This is a genomic window from Mariprofundus sp. EBB-1, assembly GCF_003665155.1.
In the GTDB taxonomy this organism is placed as follows: domain Bacteria; phylum Pseudomonadota; class Zetaproteobacteria; order Mariprofundales; family Mariprofundaceae; genus Mariprofundus.
In genome coordinates this window covers 55983-79240 of the sequence record NZ_RCFQ01000011.1, presented here as the reverse complement: position 1 = coordinate 79240, position 23258 = coordinate 55983, and the positions used below count along the sequence as shown (strand labels likewise).

The 23258-nt window shown below is 46.5% G+C and carries 26 protein-coding genes; 14 read left to right on the top strand and 12 right to left on the bottom strand.

Annotation, left to right across the window (positions count from 1 at the left end; translation table 11 throughout):
* The first annotated feature begins 48 nt into the window (after positions 1–48).
* The 14 genes from tsf to lpxB all read left to right on the top strand — a co-directional run bounded on the left by tsf (position 49) and on the right by lpxB (position 13543).
* Positions 49–921, top strand: coding sequence for a translation elongation factor Ts (gene tsf / locus D8Y20_RS06550; RefSeq protein WP_121542234.1), 873 nt, complete (start codon positions 49–51; stop codon positions 919–921).
* Positions 922–927: 6 nt separating this feature from the next.
* Complete coding sequence (pyrH, locus tag D8Y20_RS06545; protein WP_121542233.1) at positions 928–1671, top strand: UMP kinase; 744 nt, start codon at positions 928–930, stop codon at positions 1669–1671.
* Complete coding sequence (gene frr, locus D8Y20_RS06540; protein ID WP_121542232.1) at positions 1672–2217, top strand: ribosome recycling factor; 546 nt, start codon at positions 1672–1674, stop codon at positions 2215–2217.
* A 32-nt stretch (positions 2218–2249) separates the two neighbouring features.
* A complete protein-coding gene (gene uppS / locus D8Y20_RS06535; protein ID WP_236075300.1) occupies positions 2250–2969 on the top strand; it encodes a polyprenyl diphosphate synthase in 720 nt (239 codons plus the stop codon).
* Positions 2966–3742, top strand: a complete 777-nt coding sequence (locus D8Y20_RS06530; RefSeq protein ID WP_121542230.1) for a phosphatidate cytidylyltransferase — start codon at positions 2966–2968, stop codon at positions 3740–3742. Before uppS ends, D8Y20_RS06530 begins: the two co-directional genes overlap by 4 nt.
* Complete coding sequence (gene dxr / locus D8Y20_RS06525) at positions 3742–4911, top strand: 1-deoxy-D-xylulose-5-phosphate reductoisomerase (protein WP_236075299.1); 1170 nt, start codon at positions 3742–3744, stop codon at positions 4909–4911. The genes D8Y20_RS06530 and dxr overlap by 1 nt, the downstream gene beginning before the upstream one ends.
* A 21-nt stretch (positions 4912–4932) precedes the next feature.
* Positions 4933–6291: an RIP metalloprotease RseP gene (gene rseP / locus D8Y20_RS06520; RefSeq protein ID WP_121542229.1), complete on the top strand. Its 1359-nt coding sequence runs from the start codon at positions 4933–4935 to the stop codon at positions 6289–6291.
* Between the two features lies 1 nt (position 6292).
* Positions 6293–8635: an outer membrane protein assembly factor BamA gene (bamA, locus tag D8Y20_RS06515; protein ID WP_121542228.1), complete on the top strand. Its 2343-nt coding sequence runs from the start codon at positions 6293–6295 to the stop codon at positions 8633–8635.
* 102 nt (positions 8636–8737) lie between these two features.
* On the top strand, positions 8738–9256 hold the full coding sequence (locus D8Y20_RS06510) for an OmpH family outer membrane protein (RefSeq protein ID WP_121542227.1): 519 nt from the start codon (positions 8738–8740) through the stop codon (positions 9254–9256).
* Positions 9257–9269: 13 nt separating this feature from the next.
* Positions 9270–10292 carry a UDP-3-O-(3-hydroxymyristoyl)glucosamine N-acyltransferase gene (gene lpxD, locus D8Y20_RS06505; RefSeq protein ID WP_121542226.1) on the top strand — a complete coding sequence of 341 codons (1023 nt, stop codon included), beginning with the start codon at positions 9270–9272 and terminating at the stop codon, positions 10290–10292.
* Positions 10293–10315: 23 nt separating this feature from the next.
* On the top strand, positions 10316–10762 hold the full coding sequence (gene fabZ / locus D8Y20_RS06500; protein ID WP_121542225.1) for a 3-hydroxyacyl-ACP dehydratase FabZ: 447 nt from the start codon (positions 10316–10318) through the stop codon (positions 10760–10762).
* On the top strand, positions 10759–11562 hold the full coding sequence (gene lpxA, locus D8Y20_RS06495; protein WP_121542224.1) for an acyl-ACP--UDP-N-acetylglucosamine O-acyltransferase: 804 nt from the start codon (positions 10759–10761) through the stop codon (positions 11560–11562). The genes fabZ and lpxA overlap by 4 nt, the downstream gene beginning before the upstream one ends.
* 6 nt (positions 11563–11568) lie before the next feature.
* Entirely contained in the window at positions 11569–12375 is an 807-nt protein-coding gene (locus tag D8Y20_RS06490; RefSeq protein WP_121542223.1) for an LpxI family protein, read from the top strand.
* A gap of 31 nt (positions 12376–12406) precedes the next feature.
* On the top strand, positions 12407–13543 hold the full coding sequence (lpxB, locus tag D8Y20_RS06485; RefSeq protein WP_121542222.1) for a lipid-A-disaccharide synthase: 1137 nt from the start codon (positions 12407–12409) through the stop codon (positions 13541–13543).
* Between the two features lie 46 nt (positions 13544–13589).
* Here lpxB and D8Y20_RS06480 read toward each other — a convergent pair whose 3' ends face one another.
* From D8Y20_RS06480 to D8Y20_RS06425, 12 genes are all read right to left on the bottom strand, one after another.
* A complete protein-coding gene (locus D8Y20_RS06480) occupies positions 13590–14057 on the bottom strand; it encodes a hypothetical protein (RefSeq protein WP_121542221.1) in 468 nt (155 codons plus the stop codon).
* Between the two features lie 3 nt (positions 14058–14060).
* Positions 14061–14792 carry a FliA/WhiG family RNA polymerase sigma factor gene (locus tag D8Y20_RS06475; protein WP_121542220.1) on the bottom strand — a complete coding sequence of 244 codons (732 nt, stop codon included), beginning with the start codon at positions 14790–14792 and terminating at the stop codon, positions 14061–14063.
* Positions 14792–15007 carry a hypothetical protein gene (locus D8Y20_RS06470; RefSeq protein ID WP_121542219.1) on the bottom strand — a complete coding sequence of 72 codons (216 nt, stop codon included), beginning with the start codon at positions 15005–15007 and terminating at the stop codon, positions 14792–14794. Before D8Y20_RS06470 ends, D8Y20_RS06475 begins: the two co-directional genes overlap by 1 nt.
* Positions 15007–15963, bottom strand: coding sequence for a MinD/ParA family protein (locus D8Y20_RS06465; protein ID WP_236075297.1), 957 nt, complete (start codon positions 15961–15963; stop codon positions 15007–15009). Before D8Y20_RS06465 ends, D8Y20_RS06470 begins: the two co-directional genes overlap by 1 nt.
* The gene (locus tag D8Y20_RS06460; RefSeq protein WP_121542218.1) at positions 15960–17072 is read right to left on the bottom strand and encodes a GTP-binding protein; all 1113 of its coding nucleotides are present in this window, start codon (positions 17070–17072) and stop codon (positions 15960–15962) included. The genes D8Y20_RS06465 and D8Y20_RS06460 overlap by 4 nt, the downstream gene beginning before the upstream one ends.
* Complete coding sequence (flhA, locus tag D8Y20_RS06455) at positions 17062–19146, bottom strand: flagellar biosynthesis protein FlhA (RefSeq protein WP_121542217.1); 2085 nt, start codon at positions 19144–19146, stop codon at positions 17062–17064. Before flhA ends, D8Y20_RS06460 begins: the two co-directional genes overlap by 11 nt.
* 57 nt (positions 19147–19203) lie before the next feature.
* Positions 19204–20271 (bottom strand): flagellar biosynthesis protein FlhB, encoded by a 1068-nt coding sequence (flhB, locus tag D8Y20_RS06450; protein ID WP_121542216.1) that lies wholly within the window; start codon positions 20269–20271, stop codon positions 19204–19206.
* Between the two features lie 241 nt (positions 20272–20512).
* Positions 20513–20815, bottom strand: a complete 303-nt coding sequence (locus tag D8Y20_RS06445; RefSeq protein ID WP_121542215.1) for a cytochrome c family protein — start codon at positions 20813–20815, stop codon at positions 20513–20515.
* A gap of 10 nt (positions 20816–20825) precedes the next feature.
* Positions 20826–21212, bottom strand: a complete 387-nt coding sequence (locus tag D8Y20_RS06440; protein WP_121542214.1) for a hypothetical protein — start codon at positions 21210–21212, stop codon at positions 20826–20828.
* A complete protein-coding gene (locus D8Y20_RS06435; RefSeq protein ID WP_147434028.1) occupies positions 21209–21532 on the bottom strand; it encodes a hypothetical protein in 324 nt (107 codons plus the stop codon). The genes D8Y20_RS06440 and D8Y20_RS06435 overlap by 4 nt, the downstream gene beginning before the upstream one ends.
* A complete protein-coding gene (locus tag D8Y20_RS06430) occupies positions 21519–21911 on the bottom strand; it encodes a hypothetical protein (protein ID WP_121542212.1) in 393 nt (130 codons plus the stop codon). The genes D8Y20_RS06435 and D8Y20_RS06430 overlap by 14 nt, the downstream gene beginning before the upstream one ends.
* A gap of 33 nt (positions 21912–21944) precedes the next feature.
* On the bottom strand, positions 21945–23243 hold the full coding sequence (locus D8Y20_RS06425; RefSeq protein ID WP_121542254.1) for a 4Fe-4S binding protein: 1299 nt from the start codon (positions 23241–23243) through the stop codon (positions 21945–21947).
* Positions 23244–23258: the final 15 nt, after the last annotated feature.

The following is a 23258-nucleotide window of genomic DNA, read 5'->3' as shown; positions in this document are numbered from 1 at the left end:
ACCTTTATTGGTATATAACTATATTGTAAAGATTACGGAGAATGACAAATGGCTATTACAGCTGCAGATGTAAAAAAACTGCGCGAATTAAGCGGCGCGGGCATGATGGACTGCAAAAAAGCACTGGGTGAAACCGATGGAAACATTGATGCAGCAGTCGATTTTTTGCGTAAAAAAGGACTAGCGGCAGCATCCAAAAAAGCTGGCCGTGTAGCGGCTGAAGGTATCGTTGTATCGGTATCTGAAGGCAACACAGGCGTAGTATTGGAAGTAAACGCTGAAACTGACTTTGTAAGCAAAAACGATCAGTTTGTTAAATTTGCAAATGATATTGCAGCCTTGATCATCAAAGAGAACCCTGCGGATGTTGACGCACTGAAAGCACTAAGCTTTGATGCAGAATTTAATGTTGAACAGGCTCTGTCTCAGCTTATCGCAACCATTGGTGAAAACATGAGCATTCGCCGTTTCTCACGCACTGAGGTCAACGGTGTTGCTGCTTCTTATGTGCATGGCGGCGGTAAAATTGGTGTATTGATTGGTATTGAAGGAGACGTTGATGCCGAATTGGCTCGCGGTGTGGCTATGCATGTAGCAGCTGCCAACCCACGTTTCATTGCACGTGCAAATGTTGATGCTGAGTCCGTTGAACGCGAACGTGCGGTACTGTCTGAACGCGCTATCGCCAGCGGCAAACCAGAAGCGATAGTTGAAAAAATCGTAACTGGCCAACTCAATAAATTCTATTCAGATATTTGTCTGCTTGAGCAGGATTTCGTTATGGACACGGATCAAAAAGTCGGTAAAGCCTTGGGCAATGCCAACTTGGTATCCATGGCCCGGTTCCAGCTTGGTGAAGGCATTGAGAAGAAGGAAGAAGACTTTGCAGCTGAAGTTGCTGCTCAGATTTCAGGAAGCTAAAAACCAATGACTGAAGCGTCTGGCAATCATGTAGAGCAGCGTCCGTATAAACGGGTGCTGCTCAAGCTTTCCGGTGAAGTATTGATGGGTGACACTGCATTTGGTGTTGATGTTGAAACAATTAATCGCCTGGCCAGAGAACTGATCGATGTCCAGAACTCAGGCATTGAGCTCGCTCTGGTGATTGGTGGTGGCAATATTTTTCGCGGCATGAGTGGTACTGCATCCGGCATGGATCGGGCCAGTGCCGATTACATGGGCATGCTGGCCACCGTCATGAATGCCATCGCCTTGCAGGATGCCATTGAACGACACGGCGCAACTGTGCGTGTTATTTCAGCGTTGGCAATCAAGGAAGTCGCCGAGCCATACATTCGACGACGTGCTGTGCGCCATTTGGAAAAAGGTCGCATCCTTATTTTCGCTGCAGGCACCGGCAATCCATATTTCACAACAGATACTGCTGCCAGCTTACGCGCCATGGAAATTCAGGCTGAAGCGGTACTCAAGGGTACGAAAGTCGATGGTGTATATACCTCAGACCCGGCTAAAAACCCTGACGCAAAGAAATATGACACACTTACATTCACTGAAGCATTAACCAATCGTCTGGGTGTAATGGATTCCACTGCCATGTCATTATGCAGGGATAATCATATGCCGATTGTTGTGTTTGATGTTACAAAACCTGGACAAATGTTACGTGCAGTATCAGGTGAATCAGTTGGCACACTGGTGCAGGAGGGTTAAATGCTTACCGATTTGCAAACCAAAATGCAGAAGTCTATCGCAGCACTAAAATCAGATTTGGCTACCATTCGCACAGGCCGGGCCAATTCAGCACTACTGGATCATATCAGAGTCAATTATTATGGTTCTGATGTACCTGTTTCTCAGGTTGGTAGTATCTCTGTTCCTGAACCACGCATGCTGATGATCACCCCCTGGGAAAAGAGCATCCTCGGTGACCTTGAAAAGGCGATTCTCAAGTCAGATCTCGGCTTAAACCCTTCCAATGATGGTGAAGTCATACGCATTATCTTACCTGAGCTCAATGAAGATCGCCGTAAAGAGTTCGTCAAACAGGTCAAAGCCGCCGGAGAGAAAACCAAAGTTTCTCTTCGCAACATTCGCCGCGATGCGAACGATGCCATTAAAAAACAGATGAAAGATGATGGTCTTCCTGAAGATGAAGCTAAGCGTCAACAAGACCAAATTCAGAAAGTAACTGATAAGTTCGTTGCTGAAACCGATCAGGTCATCGAACATAAAGAAACCGATATTCTGACCGTCTGATGTCTCCAAGCTTAAAGGAGACCTCTTCCAGTTTGCCTCATCACGTAGGCATTATCATGGATGGTAATGGACGCTGGGCTAAAACCCAGGGTAAAGGCCGCCTTGAAGGACACAAAAAAGGCGCCGAAGTTGCCCGTAATGTTGTGCAGTGGGCTAAAAACCTCGGCATCAAACAACTGTCGCTATACGCATTTTCAACAGAAAATTGGCAACGTCCCAAACTGGAAGTGCGCGGCTTAATGAGCCTGTTATCTGTACTACTGCCAAAAACGCTACCTGATATGATGCAGAACGGCGTACGGTTTAAAACCCTTGGTGATCTATCCCCACTACCAAGCAGCGCCAAAAGAGCTGTTCAAAAGGCAGTGGAAGCAACCAGACACAATACAGCGATCGATCTCATCCTATGCCTGAACTACGGTGGACAGCAGGAGATTCTGGCCGCCACCAAAAATGTTCTGCGACAGGCGCTTCTGCAAGACCACCCTGAACAGGCTATAGAAGCACTCACCACATCAACGTTTCGTGATCAAATGTGGTGCCATGACATTGCGCCGCTTGATCTGCTCATCCGTACCGGAGGAGAGATGAGAATATCGAACTTTCACCTCTGGGATGCAGCCTATACCGAACTTTATTTCACAAATGTGCTGTGGCCAGATTACTCACAGCAACATTTACAACATGCACTTGCAGATTTTCAGGGCCGTGAACGCCGTTATGGCCTGACCAGTGAGCAGGTGCAATCATGAACGAACTATCCAAACGTATTATTACCGCCGCTGTTCTACTGGTATTGGTATGGGCCTGGTATTTCAACCTTGCATCACCATGGTTTGAACGCGGACTGGCTTTCTTTGGCTGGCTTACCACGTGTGAACTCATCCTGTTGATAAAACTACGCAGACCCTGGCTTTACATGTTCACTGCGCTGTTAGCCTGGCTGGCATTCTGTTTCTCAGCAGACCTTCAACCACTGCTGTTACTCATATTTATCTGGTTTGCAACGATGGTAATTGATTCGCGGCAGAGCCCACCCGCTTTTGATTACTTTTTTACCGGTATCTGGATGTTGGGATGGCTATTTATCTTTGCCCTGGCCATTGCCGACACACATACAAGTAAAACAGGTCAGGACTTAATTATTGGCACATGTCTGGCGGTTTGGATCTCCGACTCAGCCGCTTATTTTGTGGGTCGCGCCTGGGGCAAACACAAACTGTGCCCTGCGGTGAGCCCCGGAAAGTCCATTGAAGGCGCCATTGGCGGCCTTGTTTTTGGTGTGCCTGTTGCAGCAGGATACTGGCTCTACTGTGATGTGCTACCACTGTTTTCTGCGCTGTTGCTAGCGATAGTGGCTGTGATTGCCGGCATGCTGGGTGACCTCTCCGAATCCTCTGCAAAACGTATTGTGGGCGCAAAAGACAGCGGCCGATGGCTACCCGGGCACGGAGGCATACTTGATCGCACCGATGCCATGCTCATGGCAATACCCGTAACGTGGGTATTATGGGGACTACTGTAATGACAACAGAACAGATACAACCCATGCGCATGACCATATTAGGGGCAACAGGCTCCATTGGTTGTAGCACCGCCGATGTAATGCTTCAGCATCCGGATAAATTTTCTGCCTTTGCCCTTGTAGGGCACCGTAACACCGATAAAATGCTGGAGTTAGCCACATTATTGCAACCACAATGGGTTGTCATGACGGATGCCAATGCTGCCAAAGCCTTAGTTGGAAAATTACCTGCTGGAGTACGACTGGAGTCCGGCATGGATGCTGCTATCACCCTTGCCTCAGCAACGGAAACAGACATGGTAATGGCTGCCATGGTTGGCTCAGCAGGCTTGCCTGCCACACTCGCCGCTGTACAAGCAGGTAAACGCGTTGGGCTGGCCAACAAAGAGTGTCTGGTCACTGCCGGACAAATTTTCATGCGTGAAGCTAAAAAATCAGGTGCTCTGGTCGTGCCGGTAGATTCCGAACATGCGGCAGTACATCAATGTCTGGTTGGTCATGATCACGCATCCATTTCACAGGTTATTTTAACAGCTTCCGGCGGCCCATTCCGTGATCGTGATCCAAAAACGCTACACGCAGTGACACCTGAAGAGGCTATTGCACACCCCAATTGGGATATGGGAGCCAAGATCAGTGTTGATTCAGCCACCATGATGAATAAAGCACTTGAACTGATCGAAGCGCGCTGGTTATTCGACATTGAGCCAGGAAAATTATCCGCCATCATTCACCCGGAAAGCATTATACACGGTATGGTTGAATACATTGACGGCTCTGTGCTGGCACAACTGGCAATGCCTGATATGCGCATGCCTATTGCCTACGCCATGCAGGTTCAACCAAGGCTGCATACCGGCATCCCATGGCTGGACCTGGCCAAAACAGGCCAACTGAATTTTCAGGCCATCGATAATGAACGCTTTCCCGCCATGCGCCTTGTGCAGGATGTGTTAAAAGGTGAAGATTCTCTGGCTATCGCCTTGAATGCAGCCAATGAAGTTGCCAATGCTGCATTTAGAAACAGAGAGATTGGATTTATGGATATCGTAACGACTGTCGAAGCAGTGCTCCAACAGGTGGACAATATCCCCGTAGATAGCCTGAATGATGTATGGTCGCATGATGCCAATGCTCGGGCACTGGCAGCGGCAGCATTGAATGGTTAAAGCATTGGAGCGTGATCCAGCATGATTGAGATTTTACATACATCTTTGGCCTTTATTCTTGCCATTGCATTACTTATCGCCGTGCATGAATACGGCCATTTTTCCATGGCCCGCAGACTCGGCATTAAGGTGGAAAAATTTTCCATCGGCTTCGGCCCTGCGCTCTTCTCATGGCGTAGCAAAGATAATGAAGTGCAATATATTATCGCAGCCATCCCGCTGGGTGGTTATGTTAAAATGCTTGGAGAAAACCCGGATGAGCAGGCAGAAGGCGTACAAACAGAACTCTCCGATGCGGATAAAGCCAGAGCATTTAACAATCAACCCGTTTGGAAACGCGCTGCTGTAGCCGTTGCAGGACCAGCCTATAATTTTTTGTTCGCCATCCTTGCATATATGATTATCGGATGGCTTGGTCAGGCAGTATTGCCAACCATCGTCGGCCATGTAAATCCGGCATCCATTGCAGAACAATCCGGTTTACATGTTGATGACCGCATTATATCGGTAGAAAACAAGCCTGTTCATTCATGGCAACAGATGGAAGAGAGACTCAAACAAAAAGTTGGCTCATCTACAACGATACAGGTACTGCGTGACGAAAGTACGATCGAATTAAATCTACTTTTACCACATCCGGACAAAGACCCACTGCTGATGGATATATCCGATCAAGTGCTTGGCTTTAATCCCGGATTAATTGTACGCATTGAAAATGTCATGGAAGGATCTGCTGCGCAACATGGCGGCTTACAAAAAGGCGACATCATCAAACAAATTAATGGCTGGCCAGTTTCCAATGTGAGTCAGTTGATAAAAAAAATAAAAGCCCAACCTGAACAAGCAGTAAGCTTGACCGTACAACGAGAGCAAACACTACTACAACTACAAGTGACGCCTGTTGCAGATCAACAAGGAGAGGGTCGTTTAGGGGTTAAGCTGGCATCACAGACCATTCATGGTACTGAGATGTACCGTATGAACGCGTGGGATGGGCTGGCATACGGCTTCGTTCGCACCTGGGAGATGACAACATTAACACTGAATGTGTTTGGTAAAATGGTGACATCTGCGATCTCCCCCGATAATCTCGGTGGCCCCATTGCAATTGCACAACTGGCAGGTAAAACTGCTGAAATGGGACTGGTTTATTTTATCGGTTTTCTTGCCTTGATATCAGTAAACCTCGGGGTATTGAATCTCTTACCTGTTCCAATACTGGATGGAGGTTTATTGCTTTACCTGGGAATAGAAAAAATGATCGGAAAACCACTGCCTCCGAAAATACTGGAAATCACCCAAATGCTGGGATTGATTTTGATCGTAGGCCTGATGGTTTTTGCCTTTTATAATGATATATCACGGCTCTTTAGAGGATAATATGACAACCTTCATCAAATGGCTTCTAATCCATGTATCGCTCATGCTAAGCCTTTTCTGCGGACAGATCACATCGGCTACTGCTGTCGAGGCAGGGGTAAATCAACCTGTTATCCTGTCGATTGACATCGAAGGCAATCGCTTTGTGGAACGCGATGCCGTTCTGGCAAAATTGCATACTCAGGTAGGTCAAACACTTGATCGACGCAAGCTCAGTCGGGATGTCAGACGATTATACAAGGAAGGCTTCTTTTCTGACATCCGTTTTGTGGGCACCAGAACAGCTCAGGGTATTCAGCTGGTGTGTCATGTAAAAGAGTTTCCCATCATTGCCAATGTCACCATTGAAGGCAATGAAAAGCACCGCACCAAAGACCTTAAACTCTGGATGAAGCTCAAGCCAGGGCATCTCTTCAACCCTATGAACCGCCAATATGACAGCAACAGGTTACTGAAAGGTTATCTGAAAGATGGTTATTATCAGGTGCATACGGAATTTATTCCTACTGAACGCAAGGATGGCCGCATTGATCTGCTCGTTCGGGTCAATGAAGGCAACGTCACACACATCAACCGCATACATATCATTGGCAATAAAGCCTTCAGTGATGCAAAGCTGCGCAGCGAATTAGCATCTCAACAATCCAGCATGCTTGCATCGTTTGGCAAGCGGGATGTATTTGACCAAAAAAGATTTGGCACTGATGGACAGATGTTACAGCAGTTTTATATGAACAATGGTTATCTGGATATGAAAATTGAATCCCAGCAGATTACTATTGCAGAAGATAATAAAACCTTTTCGCTTACATTCAGCGTGCATGAAGGGCACTCCTATACCGTCAGCGATATTAATGTACAGGGCGATATGGTTCCCGATGAACAAACCATGAAAGACCTCATTGCATTTGAATCGGGTGACACCTACTCCCTCGCAGAGATGCAATCTACCATTGCCGCCATGACTGAACGTATCGGTGATGAAGGTTATGCGTTTGCAACCGTCACGCCGCTATTAAAACGCAACATCGATGATCATACGGTAGCCATTACGTTTGATGCAGAAAAGGGTAAAGAAGTCTATATCGAACGCATTGAGATCATCGGTAATGAAAAGTCAAATGATACCGTTGTTCGCCGTTTAATCACCCAGGATGAAGGAGCACGTTACTCGGGTTCACAAATTAAGGTATCTAAAGAAGCCTTAGGCCGTACTGCTTTTGTTGACGACCTGCGCGTATCCCTGCCTAAAGGTTCTGCCAGTGACAAGGTTAACATGAAAGTGGACATCACTGAAAAGCGAACCGGCTCCATATCCGGAGGCATAGGCTTCTCTCAACGTGAAAAAGTTATTTTTACGGCCAAGTTGGCAGAATCTAATCTCTTTGGTAAAGGCTATCAGGCCAGTCTGAATGGTACCTATGGCAAGGTTACGCAAGATATTAATGCCAGTTTTACAAACCCGTATCTATTCGACTCAAACATTAGCACTACTATTAGTGGCTTTAAGAAACAAACCGACCCACTTGCAACCATCAGTTATCAAACGGACTCAATTGGTGGTTCATTAGGTTTCGGAGCACCAATTACGCATAATCTTAGCTATGGCATCGCCTATAGAATTAATAGCACCAACTTAACCAATGCACCTGCCAATATATCTCTGATCACAGCGGCGCAATTAGGCAAACAAACGATTGGTGAATTGGTTCAATCGCTTAGCTGGGATTCAAGAGATCGCTTAACGGCCGCAACCATGGGTCATAACGAGTCTATTACTTTTGGATTTTCCGGCCTCGGTGGCCAAACTAAATTTTGGGAAACGTCGGTTTCCAGCCAGGCTTATTTTTCCATTGATGAAGAGCATAAATACATCTTTAACCCCTCTTTTTCCGCTGCTATGGCTCGCCCCTATGCAAGTTCCAGTATCCCGCTATGGCGTCGTTATTCACTTGGCGGCCTGGGAAGCATGCGTGGCTTTGACTCATCAGGCATTAGCCTGCGTGATCCAGCCACCGGTGAAGCCCTTGGTGCAGATAAACAAATAAGAGCATCTGCCAATCTCTTCTTCCCATTGCCTTTCATGGGCGACATGCCGGGGATACGTGGCGTATTTTTTGCTGATGCAGGAACGGTTTGGGGCTCATTATCCACCACCGTTGGCGCCACAACACTGAATATTAGCGAACCATTTTCTTTATCCCGCGTCCGCTATTCGGCAGGGTTTGGCATTGAATGGATTTCCCCTGTAGGCCCTGTTGGTTTAGTTTGGGCTTTCCCGATAAAAACCACTACGGGTGATATTGAAAGAACATTTGAATTTGCACTGGGTAGTTCATTTTAATGATCGAATACATTTCATCTTGCCAGATGTTTTCATTCGATAGGGTTTATGTTCAAATGCATCGCGTTTTGTGTGAAGGTAAAAACAAAGGAGTAAAAAATCATGCTTAAAAAGTTGAAAGTACCAGCCCTTGCGGCATCAATTGTTCTCTCCTGCACGTTTGGAGCAATCTCGTCTCAGGCTGGCGAATTAAAAGTCGGCTACATCGATATCAAAACAGCGTTGGAAAACACCGCGGAATACCAGAGCGGCATGAAACGCCTACAAGCATTAAGCGACACTAAACTTAAAGCGCTCAAAGCATTAAAAGCAAACATCGATAGTGCTGAAAAAGACATTATGAGCCAATCTCTGGCAATGTCACAAGAACATCTCGCACAGAAGCAGCAGAATTTGAAAGAGATGGGTAAAAACTTCCAACGTATGCAGCAAGATGCTCAGGAAGAGCTTAGTGCCGAGAAGAACCGCATGGATATTGCCAGCATGGCAAAGTTTCAAAAAGTTATTACAACTTATGCCAAAAAGAACAAATTTGACATGATTATTCCACGCCCTGTTTTCCTCTACATCAATCCAAAACTTGATGTAACCGGTGATATTACCAAGCTACTAGACAAATAAATCAGCTAATCCATTGTCAAAAACATTATCACTTGCTGAAGTTGTTGACCTTGTACAAGGTCAGCTCGATGGATGTGCCGAAGAGACAAAAAATATTCTGGTGACCGGAATCAATACCCTGCGTGATTCCGGTGATCATGATGTTACTTTCCTTGCCAACAAACGTTACCAGAACGATTTAAAGACAACCAAAGCAGCGGCAGTGCTCGTCGCGCAGAATGCCAAAGTAGATGAACACCTATGCCTTATCCGCGTTAAAGACCCCTACTTCGCCTTTGCATGCTTACAGCGATTGTTTCACCCTGGTCGCATTGCAAGCGGCAAACGACATGCATCTGCGGTCATTGATGATTCAGCCATCTTAGCCGATAACGTTGATGTAGCCGCCGGTGCTATTATTGGTGCCAGCAGCCGGATTGGTGAAGGAACACGCATAGGAGCTGGCTGCGTCATTGGTGAAGGTGTACAGATCGGAACCGATTGTCTACTACACCCAAAGTCGGTGATTGCCGATCACTGCCTGCTAGGCAATGAAGTCATCCTGCAATCCGGAGCTATCATCGGATCCGATGGATTTGGATATGCATGGAGCGGCACACAACACTTGAAAATACCCCAGGTAGGCAGAGTTATACTCGAAGATGATGTGGAGATCGGAGCCAACACCTGCATTGATCGTGGTGCGATTGGTGATACCGTCATCGAGCGCGGTGTCAAACTCGACAATCAAATTCAAATCGCCCATAACGTCCGCATTGGAGCCTATAGTGTGATGGCTTCTCAAGTCGGCATTTCTGGATCAACCCATGTCGGTTCCGGCTGCCAGTTTGGAGGCCAGGCAGGCCTGGCTGGACACATCAATATTGGTGATGGCGTTAAGCTAGCTGCCAAAAGTGGAGTCATGTCTGATTTAGAAGCCGGAGGTATTTATGCTGGTGCGCCTGCTATGCCGCACCGTTTATGGCTCAAAGTATCTGCCCTGACTGCCAAATTACCTGAAATATGGAAAGCTCAACGCACAATAAATAAAACATAATACACTACATGGAGCACAACAACATGGCTGAATTATTGATTGACGATATCATGCAGCATCTACCGCATCGCTACCCTTTCCTACTGATTGATCGAATTCTTGATTTCGAAAAAGAGAAATCTATCCGGGCACTCAAAAACGTCACCATCAATGAACCTCAGTTTACAGGCCACTTTCCAACCCATCCGGTCATGCCGGGTGTCTTGCTGGTTGAAGCCATGGCACAAGCTGGCGGCATGCTCGCCTTTCAATCCGTGGAAGATGACCGTGAGTACTTAGTTTACTTCACTGGTATTGATGGTGTGCGTTTTCGTAAGCCAGTAGTACCTGGTGATCAGGTTATTTTTGAGCTGACCTGCTTACGTCGCCGTGGATTTTTATGGAAGCTGCGTGGAGAAGCGTTTGTGGATGGAAAACTCGTTTGTGAGGGCACACTGACGGCAACACTGGTGCCGCAAGACGAGGCGTGAGCACCATGATTCATCCCACTGCTATTATCGATAGTAAGGCTGAACTGGGCACTGATGTTTCTATTGGTCCTTACTGTGTAGTCGGTGCTGATGTCACCATTGGTGATGGCTGTGAATTATTATCACATGTCGTAATTACCGGTCACACCAGCATGGGATCAGGAAACCATGTGTTTCCATTCACTTCTATCGGGCAAATCCCTCAAGATTTGAAATATCATGGAGAAGCTTCTCAGGTCATTATTGGGGACAACAACCAAATCCGTGAGAATGCCACGATCAATGCAGGTACTGAAGGTGGCGGCATGGTTACCAGAATTGGCCATAACAATCTGCTCATGGCGTACACCCATGTCGCACATGACTGCCTGCTGGGTAATCACATTGTGCTGGCCAATTGCTCAACACTGGCGGGGCACGTTGAAGTAGATGATCAAGCCATCATTGGCGGACTATCTGCCATCCAACAGTTCGTCCGTATTGGCAAGTTAGCCATGATTGGCGGCATGTCTGGCGTCACCAAAGATGTAGCCCCATATTGCCTGCTGGCAGGAGGCTACCGAGCTGGCCTGAGCGGCTTAAACATCATCGGTCTGAAACGCAAAGGTTATAACCTGCAACAGATCAGCAAGTTAAAAGAAGTGTACCGTTTATTACTACAGGAAAAGGGTAAACGTGATGAACGCCTCAATCAGGCAGAAGCACTGTTAGATGAACATGATGAAGTCGGACATAGCCTTGTCGACTTCGTTCGCTCCGCGCAGCGTGGCCTGACAACCCATGGCCGCGACTCAGAATAGTTTCCTATGAAAAAAATTGGTTTGATTGCCGGCTATGGTCATTTTCCTCTGGAGTTAGCAGTTTCACTGAACGCCGCTGGTTTTGAAGTGCACACCGTTGCTGCACGTGAAGAAGCCGACCCGGAAATTGAAAAGTTAACCACTTCCACCTGCTGGTTACACGTAGGCCAGATTGGCGGCATGATTAAGGCCTTCAACCGCGCCGGTGTAGAACAGGTGGTCATGGCTGGAAAAGTAAGAAAACTACACCTCTTTCGCAATTTCAGACCAGATTTCACAGCCATGAAAGGCTTGATGCGCCTAAAAGACCGGCGTGATGACTCTATTCTTATCACCATTGCTGAACTACTGGCTGAAGGTGGACTTACTCTGATTGATCAAACCCTCTACGCCGGTGATATGCTGGTTGGCGATGGACATTTGGCCGGTCCGGTAATTAAAAAAGCTCGTTTCGCCGATATCCATTTCGGCTTTGAACAGGCCAAGGGGGTAGCTGGCCTGGATATCGGTCAAACTATCGTTGTACAAAAACAGGCCGTGCTGGCTGTTGAAGCTATTGAAGGTACCGATGAAGCAATCAAACGCGGAGGCACACTTGGCAGTGGTGACGCTGCCGTCATCAAGGTTGCCAAACCGAATCAGGATTTGCGCTTCGACGTGCCTGCAATAGGCCCTGACACACTTGAAATGATGCACACCGCTGGCTGCACACTATTGGCGGTTGAGTCCGGTAAAACACTGATGATTGAACGCCAACGTTTTTTTGAACTCGCCGATCAATATGGAATTTCAGTGTATGGCACATCCGCTTAGGCAATCGTCTCAACAACACGCTAGCGAACAGATGACACGATTTTTCATCAGTGCCGGTGAAACTTCAGGCGACTTTCACGCAGCAACCGTTGTTAGTGAACTCAAGCTACGTTTTCCCAATGCCAATATCTCAGGTATTGCAGGCTCTCAGATGCAGCAACAAGGCTGCATTCCTATCCATCATATGCACGAGCTCAATGTTATGGGTATTAGCGACGTGCTTCGTTCTCTCTCACGTATTCGCATGATAGAAAAGTCGATCCTTACACATTGCTGCGAGCAAAAGCCCGACGTCGCTATATTGGTCGATTTCTCTAGTTTTCATATGCGTCTGGGACGCAAACTCAGGCAACAAGGCATTCCGGTCATACATTTCATCGCACCTAAACTGTGGGCATGGGGAAGCTGGCGTGTAAAAAAACTTCAAAAGTCTCAAGACAAACTGGCCTGCATTCTGCCCTTTGAAGTCGAATGGTTTCAGCAACATGGCATCAAACATATTGAGTATGTTGGTAATCCCAGCGCTATTGCATGCCAACATGGCTGGTCAGCGACTGAAATAAAACAACGTCTGCATATCAATACAACGCAATCTCTATTGGCACTGCTACCCGGCAGTCGCCCCCAGGAGATCAAAACACATGTTCCCATACTTGCAGACGTCCTGAAAAAACTACAACAACATCAACCCGATCTGGTTTGCGTTATCCCTATCGCCCCCGGCATTGCAATGACAGATTTAGATCCATTATGGCATTTGGGCGCTATACCCATTGAACGTACGCTGGAGGGCTACGCCATGCGTGCCGATGCTGCCGTTGCTGTATCCGGCACGGCCACTCTTGAGCTGGCATTGTGGAACACACCAACGATATTGATCTATAAAGCGGCACCATTGATGGCCTTTCTTGCCAGACACCTGTTTAAATTAGGCAATGTAGGCTTGGCTAATATCATTTTGGATGATCAACCCGTCATGCCTGAGCTACTACAGGATGATTGTCAGCCTGATAAAATTATCGCACAACTGTTACCGCTTATTCGCAATGAAGCACCCGCCCAGCAACAGCGTGAGGCATTTATACCGCTGCAACGCGTATTGGGGCAGAACAGACCCGCATCTGGTGTTGTTGATATGGTGGAAAGTCTGCTAAAAGATGCTGAATAAACACTTATCATATCTGCTCAAATAAGCAGTTTAATCATGAAAAGCACTACCCCTTCATTGAATGTTTAGAGGTAGCGTGAATCTTTAGCATTAATTTAACTTGAGCCAACGGTATATCCAGACGATCGGCAATCGCTTCTTCAGACTCACCCTCTCGTTGCATGCGTAAAATCATTGTTGCCTGCGTACTACCCTGTGGTGGAACATATGTTTCCTGATCACCATCATTGCTTTTAACCTTAGGCGCTACAGGCATATGTTGATCGGGCTCGGCACGCTTAATATCAGCACTATTTTCTTGCTGTTTAAGTTGTTCGATCGCAGTGGTTGCAAGGGCCAAATGCATGCTGGCCTCTTCTAACTGTTGGGCCGTGCCAATCAACAACTGTTCCATCTGCATTTGTCGTTTACCGTTGCGATACCATAACACCCACAAACAAAAGACGCCTCCCAGTAGTGCCACATCGAGCACCAAGCCAAGCCATTCATGCATAAACAGAATTAATGCATCCATAAGCTAATTCAAGCCCATCAGAGAACGTAAACGAAGTACCATTTGTGAATGCAACTGAGATACGCGCGACTCAGTCAGGCCCAGAATAAGAGCAATCTCTTTCATCGTTAATTCCTCATAATAATAGAGCGTGATCAATACATTCTCGCGCTTGGGTAGCTGATGAATAGCATCTGCCAACTGCTGCACAAATTCCAGCATGGTATTTTGAGATTCCGGCGTAAGTAACGGATCAGCCTCCAACGTCTCAAGAATACTAAACTCATCACCATCACTGTTATGCATGGGAATATCATCAAAGTGGATGACCGACATATAGCGCACCTGATTCAAACGCTCACGGTAATCGTGAAGATTAATGCCCAAATGGTCGGCAATCTCCTGCTCTTCAGCTGGCCTGCCATACAATTGCTCCAGCTCCATGAATGCACCCTGCATCTCTTTGGCACTATCTCTGAGGCCGCGTGGCATCCAATCATAAGCACGAAGGTAATCTATCATCGAACCACGCACACGGTACGATACAAACGTTTTAAATTGTACTTCTCTACTGTGATCAAAGCGTTGGGCACCATCTAACAATCCAAGCACACCAGCATTGATCAAGTCACCTAATTCAATGGAATCCGGCGTACGACGCATCAATTGATCGGCGTGATAACGTACCAAAGGCAAATATTCTTCCAGCAGTTCATCCGGCGTTGGTGGCCTGTTGTATTGGGGCAACGCGCTCATCAGCTTACATCCGTATGCTCAGAATGGTGATCTGATTTTGAAGGTAGCAGTTGATTCAACCAGGCCAACATTACTCCCATCCATGCTCCGGCAGAGGTAAGAATAAAAATACGAAACAGCGCATCACTGATAGCTATATTCTGGATAAGACAAATAGCGGATCCAAACAGCAGACCAACCAAGGCACCTGAGATACTTGCATGTACTGGAGACATCACAAACTGCTCTGAGCTTGTAATGAACCTGTGTCATCACTTTCATCATCCAATCCAGCTGACAATGTATGCTCCCAAAAGAATTGTAAGCCTCCGGAACGCGACGCATCGCGCGGCCGACTTAACACATGATCAAATAATTTATCCAGATATGGGCGTAAAGCAGGGTCATTATCATTCAATAAACGTTGCTGCTGAATAGCCTTACGTACAGATGGATGTTGTGGTACGTGTCCAATATAGTCCAAATACACATCCAGATAGCGGTCACTGACAGAAAGCAGCCGTTTAAATGTGATATGCCCTTCAATTTCATCCGTTTGATTAATGAGAATCATAAATCTACGCACACCACGTTGCTGCGATAATACTTTGATCAGCGCATATGCATCGGTCAACGATGTAGGATCTGGTGTCAACACGATCAAGGCCGTTTCGGCTGCTGATGCAAAATAGAGTACATTATCTCCGATTCCCGCAGCCGTATCGATAAGAATCAGATCATAGTTTTCACCGGCTTCACGCAAGCTATCGAGGATCGTTTGTTGCTCGGATACATTTAAGCTAGTCAGTTCATATAAACCACTGCCACCAGGCAACACATCAAAACCTTGCGAACAATGCACAATCAAATTTTCTAAAGGTTCCGTGCCGGTTAACAAATTTTGCATTGTGCCTGAAGAGTGAATACCCAACATAACATCAACATTGGCCAAGCCCAGATCAGCATCAATCAACAGTACCCGCTTCCCTGCTTTGGCGGCATGAGCTGCCAGGTGAACAGACATAAACGTTTTACCTACGCCGCCCTTTCCGCTGCTGATCGAAATCACACGCGGAGAAATAATACGATGTGCTTTCTTGCCACCCATCACATCATCCGGACTATGATCATCGACAAAAGATTCATTCACCAGTTGGGATTCCACAGCACCATCTCTCATGTCAGCACTCATGCAACCGTTTCTCTGTAATATTTACTGAGTAAGGTGGTCAATGCGGTTGCATTTAGCCAACCCATCTGTTCGGGCACTTCAGGACCAAAGCTGCAATAACTCATTGGCAATGCTGATGCCATCGACCAATTCACAATTTTTCCGGGTTTTTGTGTTTCATCCAGCTTGGAAAATGCGATATCGGTCATCTCTGATATCATTGTGTGCTTGAGTTGCTGCATACCATCCTCCTCATCCATATTGGCAGGGAGCATAAAAAAACGTCGTTGTGATACATCTTCCGGCAATTCTCGGGATAGTGCATCCCATATTTCACCTTGCCGTTTCAAACCTGTATCACGCTGAGGGCTCCAGCCTTCAGTGTCTATTAGCATGAGTTGTGCCGTTTGAGTCTGTGCAAGCACCTTTTCAATATCTGTAAGCTTTTTGAGTGGGTGAAAAGGTATTCCAAGTGTATTGGCGTAAGCCCTTAATGCATCCAACCCTCCCATACGTTCGGTATCGCTAGACAACAGTACGACACGAATACCTTTCATACTGTAATGCGCCGCAAGTTTGGCCACCAAGGTACTTTTACCGCAGCCCGAAGGCCCCGAAAAAAACAACGCATTACGACCTTTGGCTGGCGTAACACGATCAGCCCAGCCTATAGTGTTACTTCCAAGTGGTTTTTTTTGACTAAAATCCGCCGCCATGTCAAAGGCATGACTGCCACTTACTCCAACCTTCATTAAATGATCAAAGGCTTCCTGTTCGGCGCCACTGGCTAATGCCTGACGTAAATTGCCTGACTCAGCATGCCCCAAACCTGCGACAATGCGCTCAAGTCTGGCTAAAGCCGTATCCGTATTATGCGTTGATGCTTGTCCATCCTCAGAGATCCGTATGTTTGCTAGCGTTGCATGCACATCCTTCTCTTCCGAAGGAGCAATGCGAGGGGATTCAGGTGCACTGATTTGATCCAGAGCAGCGTGTACATGCCACACCATCTCTCCGTTACCTTCCTGAATTTTCTGACGATCCAGAATCAGTGCGTCAGGCCCCATATTCTGGCGTACTTTAGCTAAAGCTTCATGTAAATGGGGGGCGGTAAATACTTTAATGCGCATCGTATAAGCTCACTTTTGCCAGCGCCTGTACGTCTGTTTGTGGAGGTATTTCAACAATTGATAACACCACAATACGGGTCATTATTTTGCGCAAGGCATGTGATAACGGGCCACGCAATTGTGGTGTGGTCAACAACACCGGCATATCCACATCATATTGGCTCGATACTTCATTCAGGCGAGAGATAAAACGCTGCCACTCCGGCATATCCAGAGGCAATGACCAACCAGGCTGCTGACTTAATCTATCCATCATACGTTGCTCCAACTCTCCATCCAACATAAATACTGATAGCTCTCCCTGCGCATTGAGATAGCGCTGCGTGATGGTACGACCAAGGCGCTCACGTACTTTCTCAACCAGATCAGTCAAACTCATTTGCTGACCGGCATGATCAGATAAGGCTTCCAGAATGAGCATCAAATCGCGGACAGGAACCCATTCTGCCAACAGCCGCTGCAATACATTTTGCAACAAACCCGGCGTAACCTGTGAGGGTACTATCTCTTCCACCACTTTAGGATGGCGTTGAGAGAATTTATCCAGCAACTCATGCACCTGTGTTCTATCCAGCATCTCTGATGCCTGTGCACGCAAAAGCTCGGTTAAATGTGTAATAACCACCGTTGATGGTTCAACAACCGTATAGCCGGATAGTTCCGCTTGCTGCCGTTTATCTTCAGTAATCCATAAGGCAGGCAGACCAAACGCAGGCTCCTGCGTTGCTACACCTTCGATAGCGGGCCCTATGATCTGGCTCTCCAGAGCCAGCAGATTACGAGGTCGAATCTCCCCCTTACCAACCACGGCACCACGAATCAGAATTTGATAATCGGAAACACCGAGTTGTAAATTATCCTTGATATGCACTGGTGGCAGCACAAAACCGATCTCTTGTGTGATTTGACGACGCACTTTTTTCATACGATCGAGCAAATTACCTTCACGACTGTTCTCCACCATATCAATCAGCCCATAACCAATCTCAAGACGAATAGGATCTTCCACCAGTAAGTCATCGAGCACATCATCTTGTGAGGGCTCTACTACCGGCGTGACGTCTTCAGCAACGGGCTGTAGCAATTGCTGTTGTTCTCCCAGATGTAAATACCAGCCACTGGCTCCTAGCCCCAGCGCCAGAATAAGGAATGGAAAAAAAGGTAGCCCCGGAACTAAACTCATTAGCAACAGCGCGCCACTAGCAACCCAGTGGACTTTTGGATATTGGGTAAACTGCGCTTTTAATTCGATAGGCAGTGCCACATTACCACTAGCCCGCGTGATGATGATACCGGCGGCAGTAGAGATCACTAATGCAGGTATTTGTGACACCAAACCATCACCTACCGTCAAAAGACTGAATACTGACATCGCATCACCGGCCGGCATGCCATACTGCATCACCCCAATCACCAGCCCACCAATGAGATTAATCATAGTAATAATCAAACCGGCTACCGCATCGCCTCGCACAAACTTGGAAGCACCGTCCATGGCACCATAAAACTCAGCTTCTCGTGCAATATCTTCACGGCGTTTGCGTGCGGTTGCTTCATCAATCAGGCCGGCATTCATATCCGCATCAATAGCCATCTGCTTACCCGGCATAGCATCCAGGGTAAAACGTGCTGCAACTTCGGCAATTCGCGTTGAACCCTTGGTAATAACAATGAAATTGATTAACACCAGAATGATAAAAATAATCAGGCCAACAACGGTATTACCGCCCACTACGAATTGTCCAAAACCTTCAATCACATGCCCTGCAGCGGCTGGACCTTCTTGGCCATGCAATAAAATAAGACGGGTCGTGGCAACATTCAGTGACAAGCGAAACAGTGTTGTTAACAATAATAGTGACGGAAATACTGAGAACTCTAACGGTTTGGTGACGTAGAGAGAGGTCAACAGAATCAAGATACCCATAGTGATATTAGCAGCCAGCAGTACATCCATCAGCCAACTGGGCAGAGGAACCATCATCACCAGCAAAATACCAAGTACAGCAACCGCCAGCATAAGATCTGGTTGTTTACCTATTCGCTGCAATGTCATTGCTGCAGAAGATTGCATGGATGTTGCTCCTGTTTTTTAATGCGTATTGTTCTGATACGTATCATGTTAGTTTGCTTAGTGCTGCTTTATTTTAAAGATTTCAGCTAAAATAATGGCAATGGCTTCGAACAGTTCCTCTGGGATTTCATCGCCAACCTCTACATGCTTAAACAAGGACCTTGCCAAAGGTTTGTTTTCACGCAGAGGAATACTGTTTTCTCTGGCAATTTCTCTGATTTTTGCAGCTATATGCCCCTTACCTTTGGCCACTACGCGCGGAGCACCCAGCCCCCCCGGCTCATAGGTCAATGCCACAGCAAGGCGTGTCGGGTTGGTGATCACCACATCCGCTTTGGGTACATCAGCCATCATACGGTTTTGAGCTTGCTGCATCTGAACCTGACGAATTTTCGCCTTTAATTGAGGATCACCTTCCATTTCTTTATGTTCATTACGCACTTCTTTTTTGGACATCCGCATCGATTTCATATGCTCATAGCGTTGATACAGCACATCGGCCAAAGCAATAAATGTGAAAATAACCGCCGCCAGGGTAACGATCTGAATGCCACCATCGACCATCAATGCCGCGATATCGGAAGGATCATGCAGGGCTGCCTGTAACATTTCAGGATAAAGATCTGATACAACAATCCCACAGGCTGAACCAATCACGACCAGTTTAAGTATTGATTTTATAAATTCTGCCAATGATTTGGTTGAGAAAAGGCGTTTTACCCCTTTCATTGGACTGATCTTTTCTAATTTCGGTTTGATCGTTTCAAAGGTAAACACAGGGCCACTTACTGCGACCGTGACCAAAACACCAAGCAACACAATCGGAATAATAATCGGCAATGCCACCATCGCCATATCAGCGCCGACATCAATCATCAACGCTTGCACACCTTTACCTGTCGCTTCTAAACCTGCTTTTCCTGATAAGTAGAATACCATCATGCGCGATAAGACTTCACCCCACCATGCAGCAATGCCGGTAACCACAAGCAGACTGATGACAATAAATAATATCGCGGTTGAAGGTTCTTTACTGCTCGGTACCTGCCCCTTCTTGCGACCGTCTTCCAGCCGCTTATCCGATGCCTCTTCGGTTTGTTGACTTTTGTCCTGGTCGTCAGACATAGACAGTCAAAGTGTCAAAAAACAGACACTCTTTCTCCAATACCAGCAGACAAACTGTTTCAATCAACATGCGCTCTCATTGCTCCTGATTGTCTGTCCTTGGTGCGTCCATGCACAAAACAGAGCAAATCCATAGCCGTTCCTGCAATTAAGAGGCCAAATAAGAATAACTAAAATGAGAATGAGAAATGAATAAACTACAAAAAAAGATTATCGTGCAGTGAATGGCACAAAAAGAAACTTACTGCGAAGCCTGTGTTTTCAACCAATCAATAATATCCTTGCGATGACGTTCAGAGAGAGGCGTCATCACCATTTTAGTGTTCGCCTTAACCCGCCTTGGATTTAACATCCAGGCATCCAGAGATACCTCATCCCACACATCAAAAGGCACACCGCTAATCGTTGGAGCCTGACCATATATACCGGCCAGACCAGGGCCTACCTTGGTATGATTTGAATGCAGGTGATGGCAAGGGCCACAGCGTACATCGGCTATCACTTTACCACGCAGAGCATCTGCATGCGCAGACATTTCCGACATGAGGAACAAGCTAGTGAGCAGGAGTGTTTTCAGAAGCCAGAGCAAAATTCAGTTCACCTTTTTTACCGTGATAACTTAAGCGTACATGCAATGAATCAGCATGAATATCGTTCACCAACAATGCACGACGATATACACCCAGTGCACCATCAGGTATGGCCTGTTTCCATTTTGAACTATTGGTTCGAATGTGAACCAGCAGATCCGGGATATGGCGCCTTCCCTCCCGATTCACAATCACCAAAAACTCATTCATACCCGTGCCTACAGATTCAGGTCGTGTTTCAAAATGAATGCTGAATTCGCCCCACACTTGTGGCTCAGGTGCCCAGGCTGTTTCAGACGATGAACATGCTGACAATAACAGCAGCAACATCGCAAATATTTTACCTTTCATGGTTGCACTTCCTGTTGGGCATGGCCCTGTAAATAAGCCAACACGCGTTGTTTTTCTATATCTGTCATCTTCGCTAAACCGCCTTGCGCACGATGAAGCTGCATACGATTTACTGTGCTCAGCCAAAGCCGGGCAGTATGTTTATTCGGCATCGGGGGCCGATGACAACTTGAACACAGCTTGGCAAACTGTTTAAAATTTTCCGATTCCTGATCGGGATATATAAGTATGGATTGCTGCACTGAACGGCTTGAATCATCACTACAGGAGGTACAACACAATACAATCAGAAACAAACAGGCGACACTATTTTTTGTCATCACCATCTTCTGTTTGATTCATATCTTCATCACTCTTTTCATCGTCTGAGCCATACATTGATGTCATAAAATATACAAAACCACCAAACACCAACACATAGGCCAGTGCCGCTGCATGGCCCCAGGTAAACCAAGGACGGGGATTATCTACACGGTCACCCCAGAACGGTACTGTTAAACCAAAGGCGATCAAAATCATCACCACAAGAATCGCTAGAAACCATTTAGGTACGCGTTTCGATGATTCTAAGCCTGAGCTACTGGCAATGATTTCGTCATCTGACATGCCCACTCTCTTCTTGGCTTTAGTGGGTCGTGACTGACCACCACCAAATAGGCGTTCATTTTCTGCATCCATTTCATCTTGTTTTGAACTCATCTGGATATTCTCCTCATATCAGTTCTGCATGCCTCAATTTCCTTGTGCAAAATAGACTACTTTAAAAGATTTCTTCCAACCATCATCACTTTCAGCATGCACGGTTAAACGGTGTAATCCTTTTCCAATATCTGGCGAAAAATGCAACATCACATCTTTACGCTCAGCGCTCTCCAATGTCACTACATCATGCTCCAGCTTAAACATCGATGCAGGCAAGCCTTCAACGACAAAACGAAATTCAGCTGGCTGATAACGTTTGTTGGCTATATTGATACGGTAATCCAGAGCAGACGTCTCTTGCATCAGCTCCGCACGATCAACAACCAAAGAGTACGGCTGATAAGTGTAAACACCTATTACAAAACAGACAGCACCAATAAACGTAACAGATGTTGCTGCTTTTGTGCGTGAAAGCAGTGAACCCAGGTTACTCTTCTTATCGGATTCACCAAAGGCAAAAGACAACAAGCCAGGCCCTTGCATTTTTTTACTTTTAGTATGCAGATGATCACAAGCTGCCACACAATCACCGCAATTAATGCAACTATCAAATACCAGTGTCTGTCGCGGATCAATATCCAGAAAACAGCTATCCTCACAATAGGTACAATTCAAACAATGATCACTTCTGCTTTCATCATACGCAATGTGCAAGGTATCACGCGTTTTAAACGAGTGTTGCCAGATACGGTAGATACACATGTATTTACACACCAAATGCCGCATCACACTCGCATCCACCAGTACAACCAGCACACATACGCTATAGATCCATAGTAGATTTTCGGCACTCGCTACAGGATGAAAAGTCAGAAATGACCAGATCACATCGGGTGAGAAAAAATAGAGCAGTGGAATAATCGCAAACAACATCGATACCAGCAAAAATGCAGTACCCAGCATGGCTTTATTTATCCATGCGTCCTTTCGCCTAGCCACCTGCATTTTTAACCCGGTCACATCCATCATCAAGGCCCTGCGCCCCAACAATCTGGCCGTCAGGGCATTGGCCCATTCCGAAATGGTATTTTGTGGGCATATCCAACCGCAAAAAACAGACCCTGCCCACGAATACATAAAAATAAGTCCTGTGGCGACCATCAGCCAGAACCCCATCACAATGAAAATATCTGAAAACCACACCTGGTAGTCGAGCAGACGGAAGGCTCCCGCCATCGGATCAATACGGAATAGACCGGTCACAGGAATCAGAACAAGCAAGGTTATCACCAGATATTGAGATGCACGCCGCCAAGCGCGCACCGACTGTGCCCCTGGCACATGCTCTTCTCGCACTGAAATGTTTTTTAATTGTTCATTTGCGTTCACTGACATGCCGCCTAT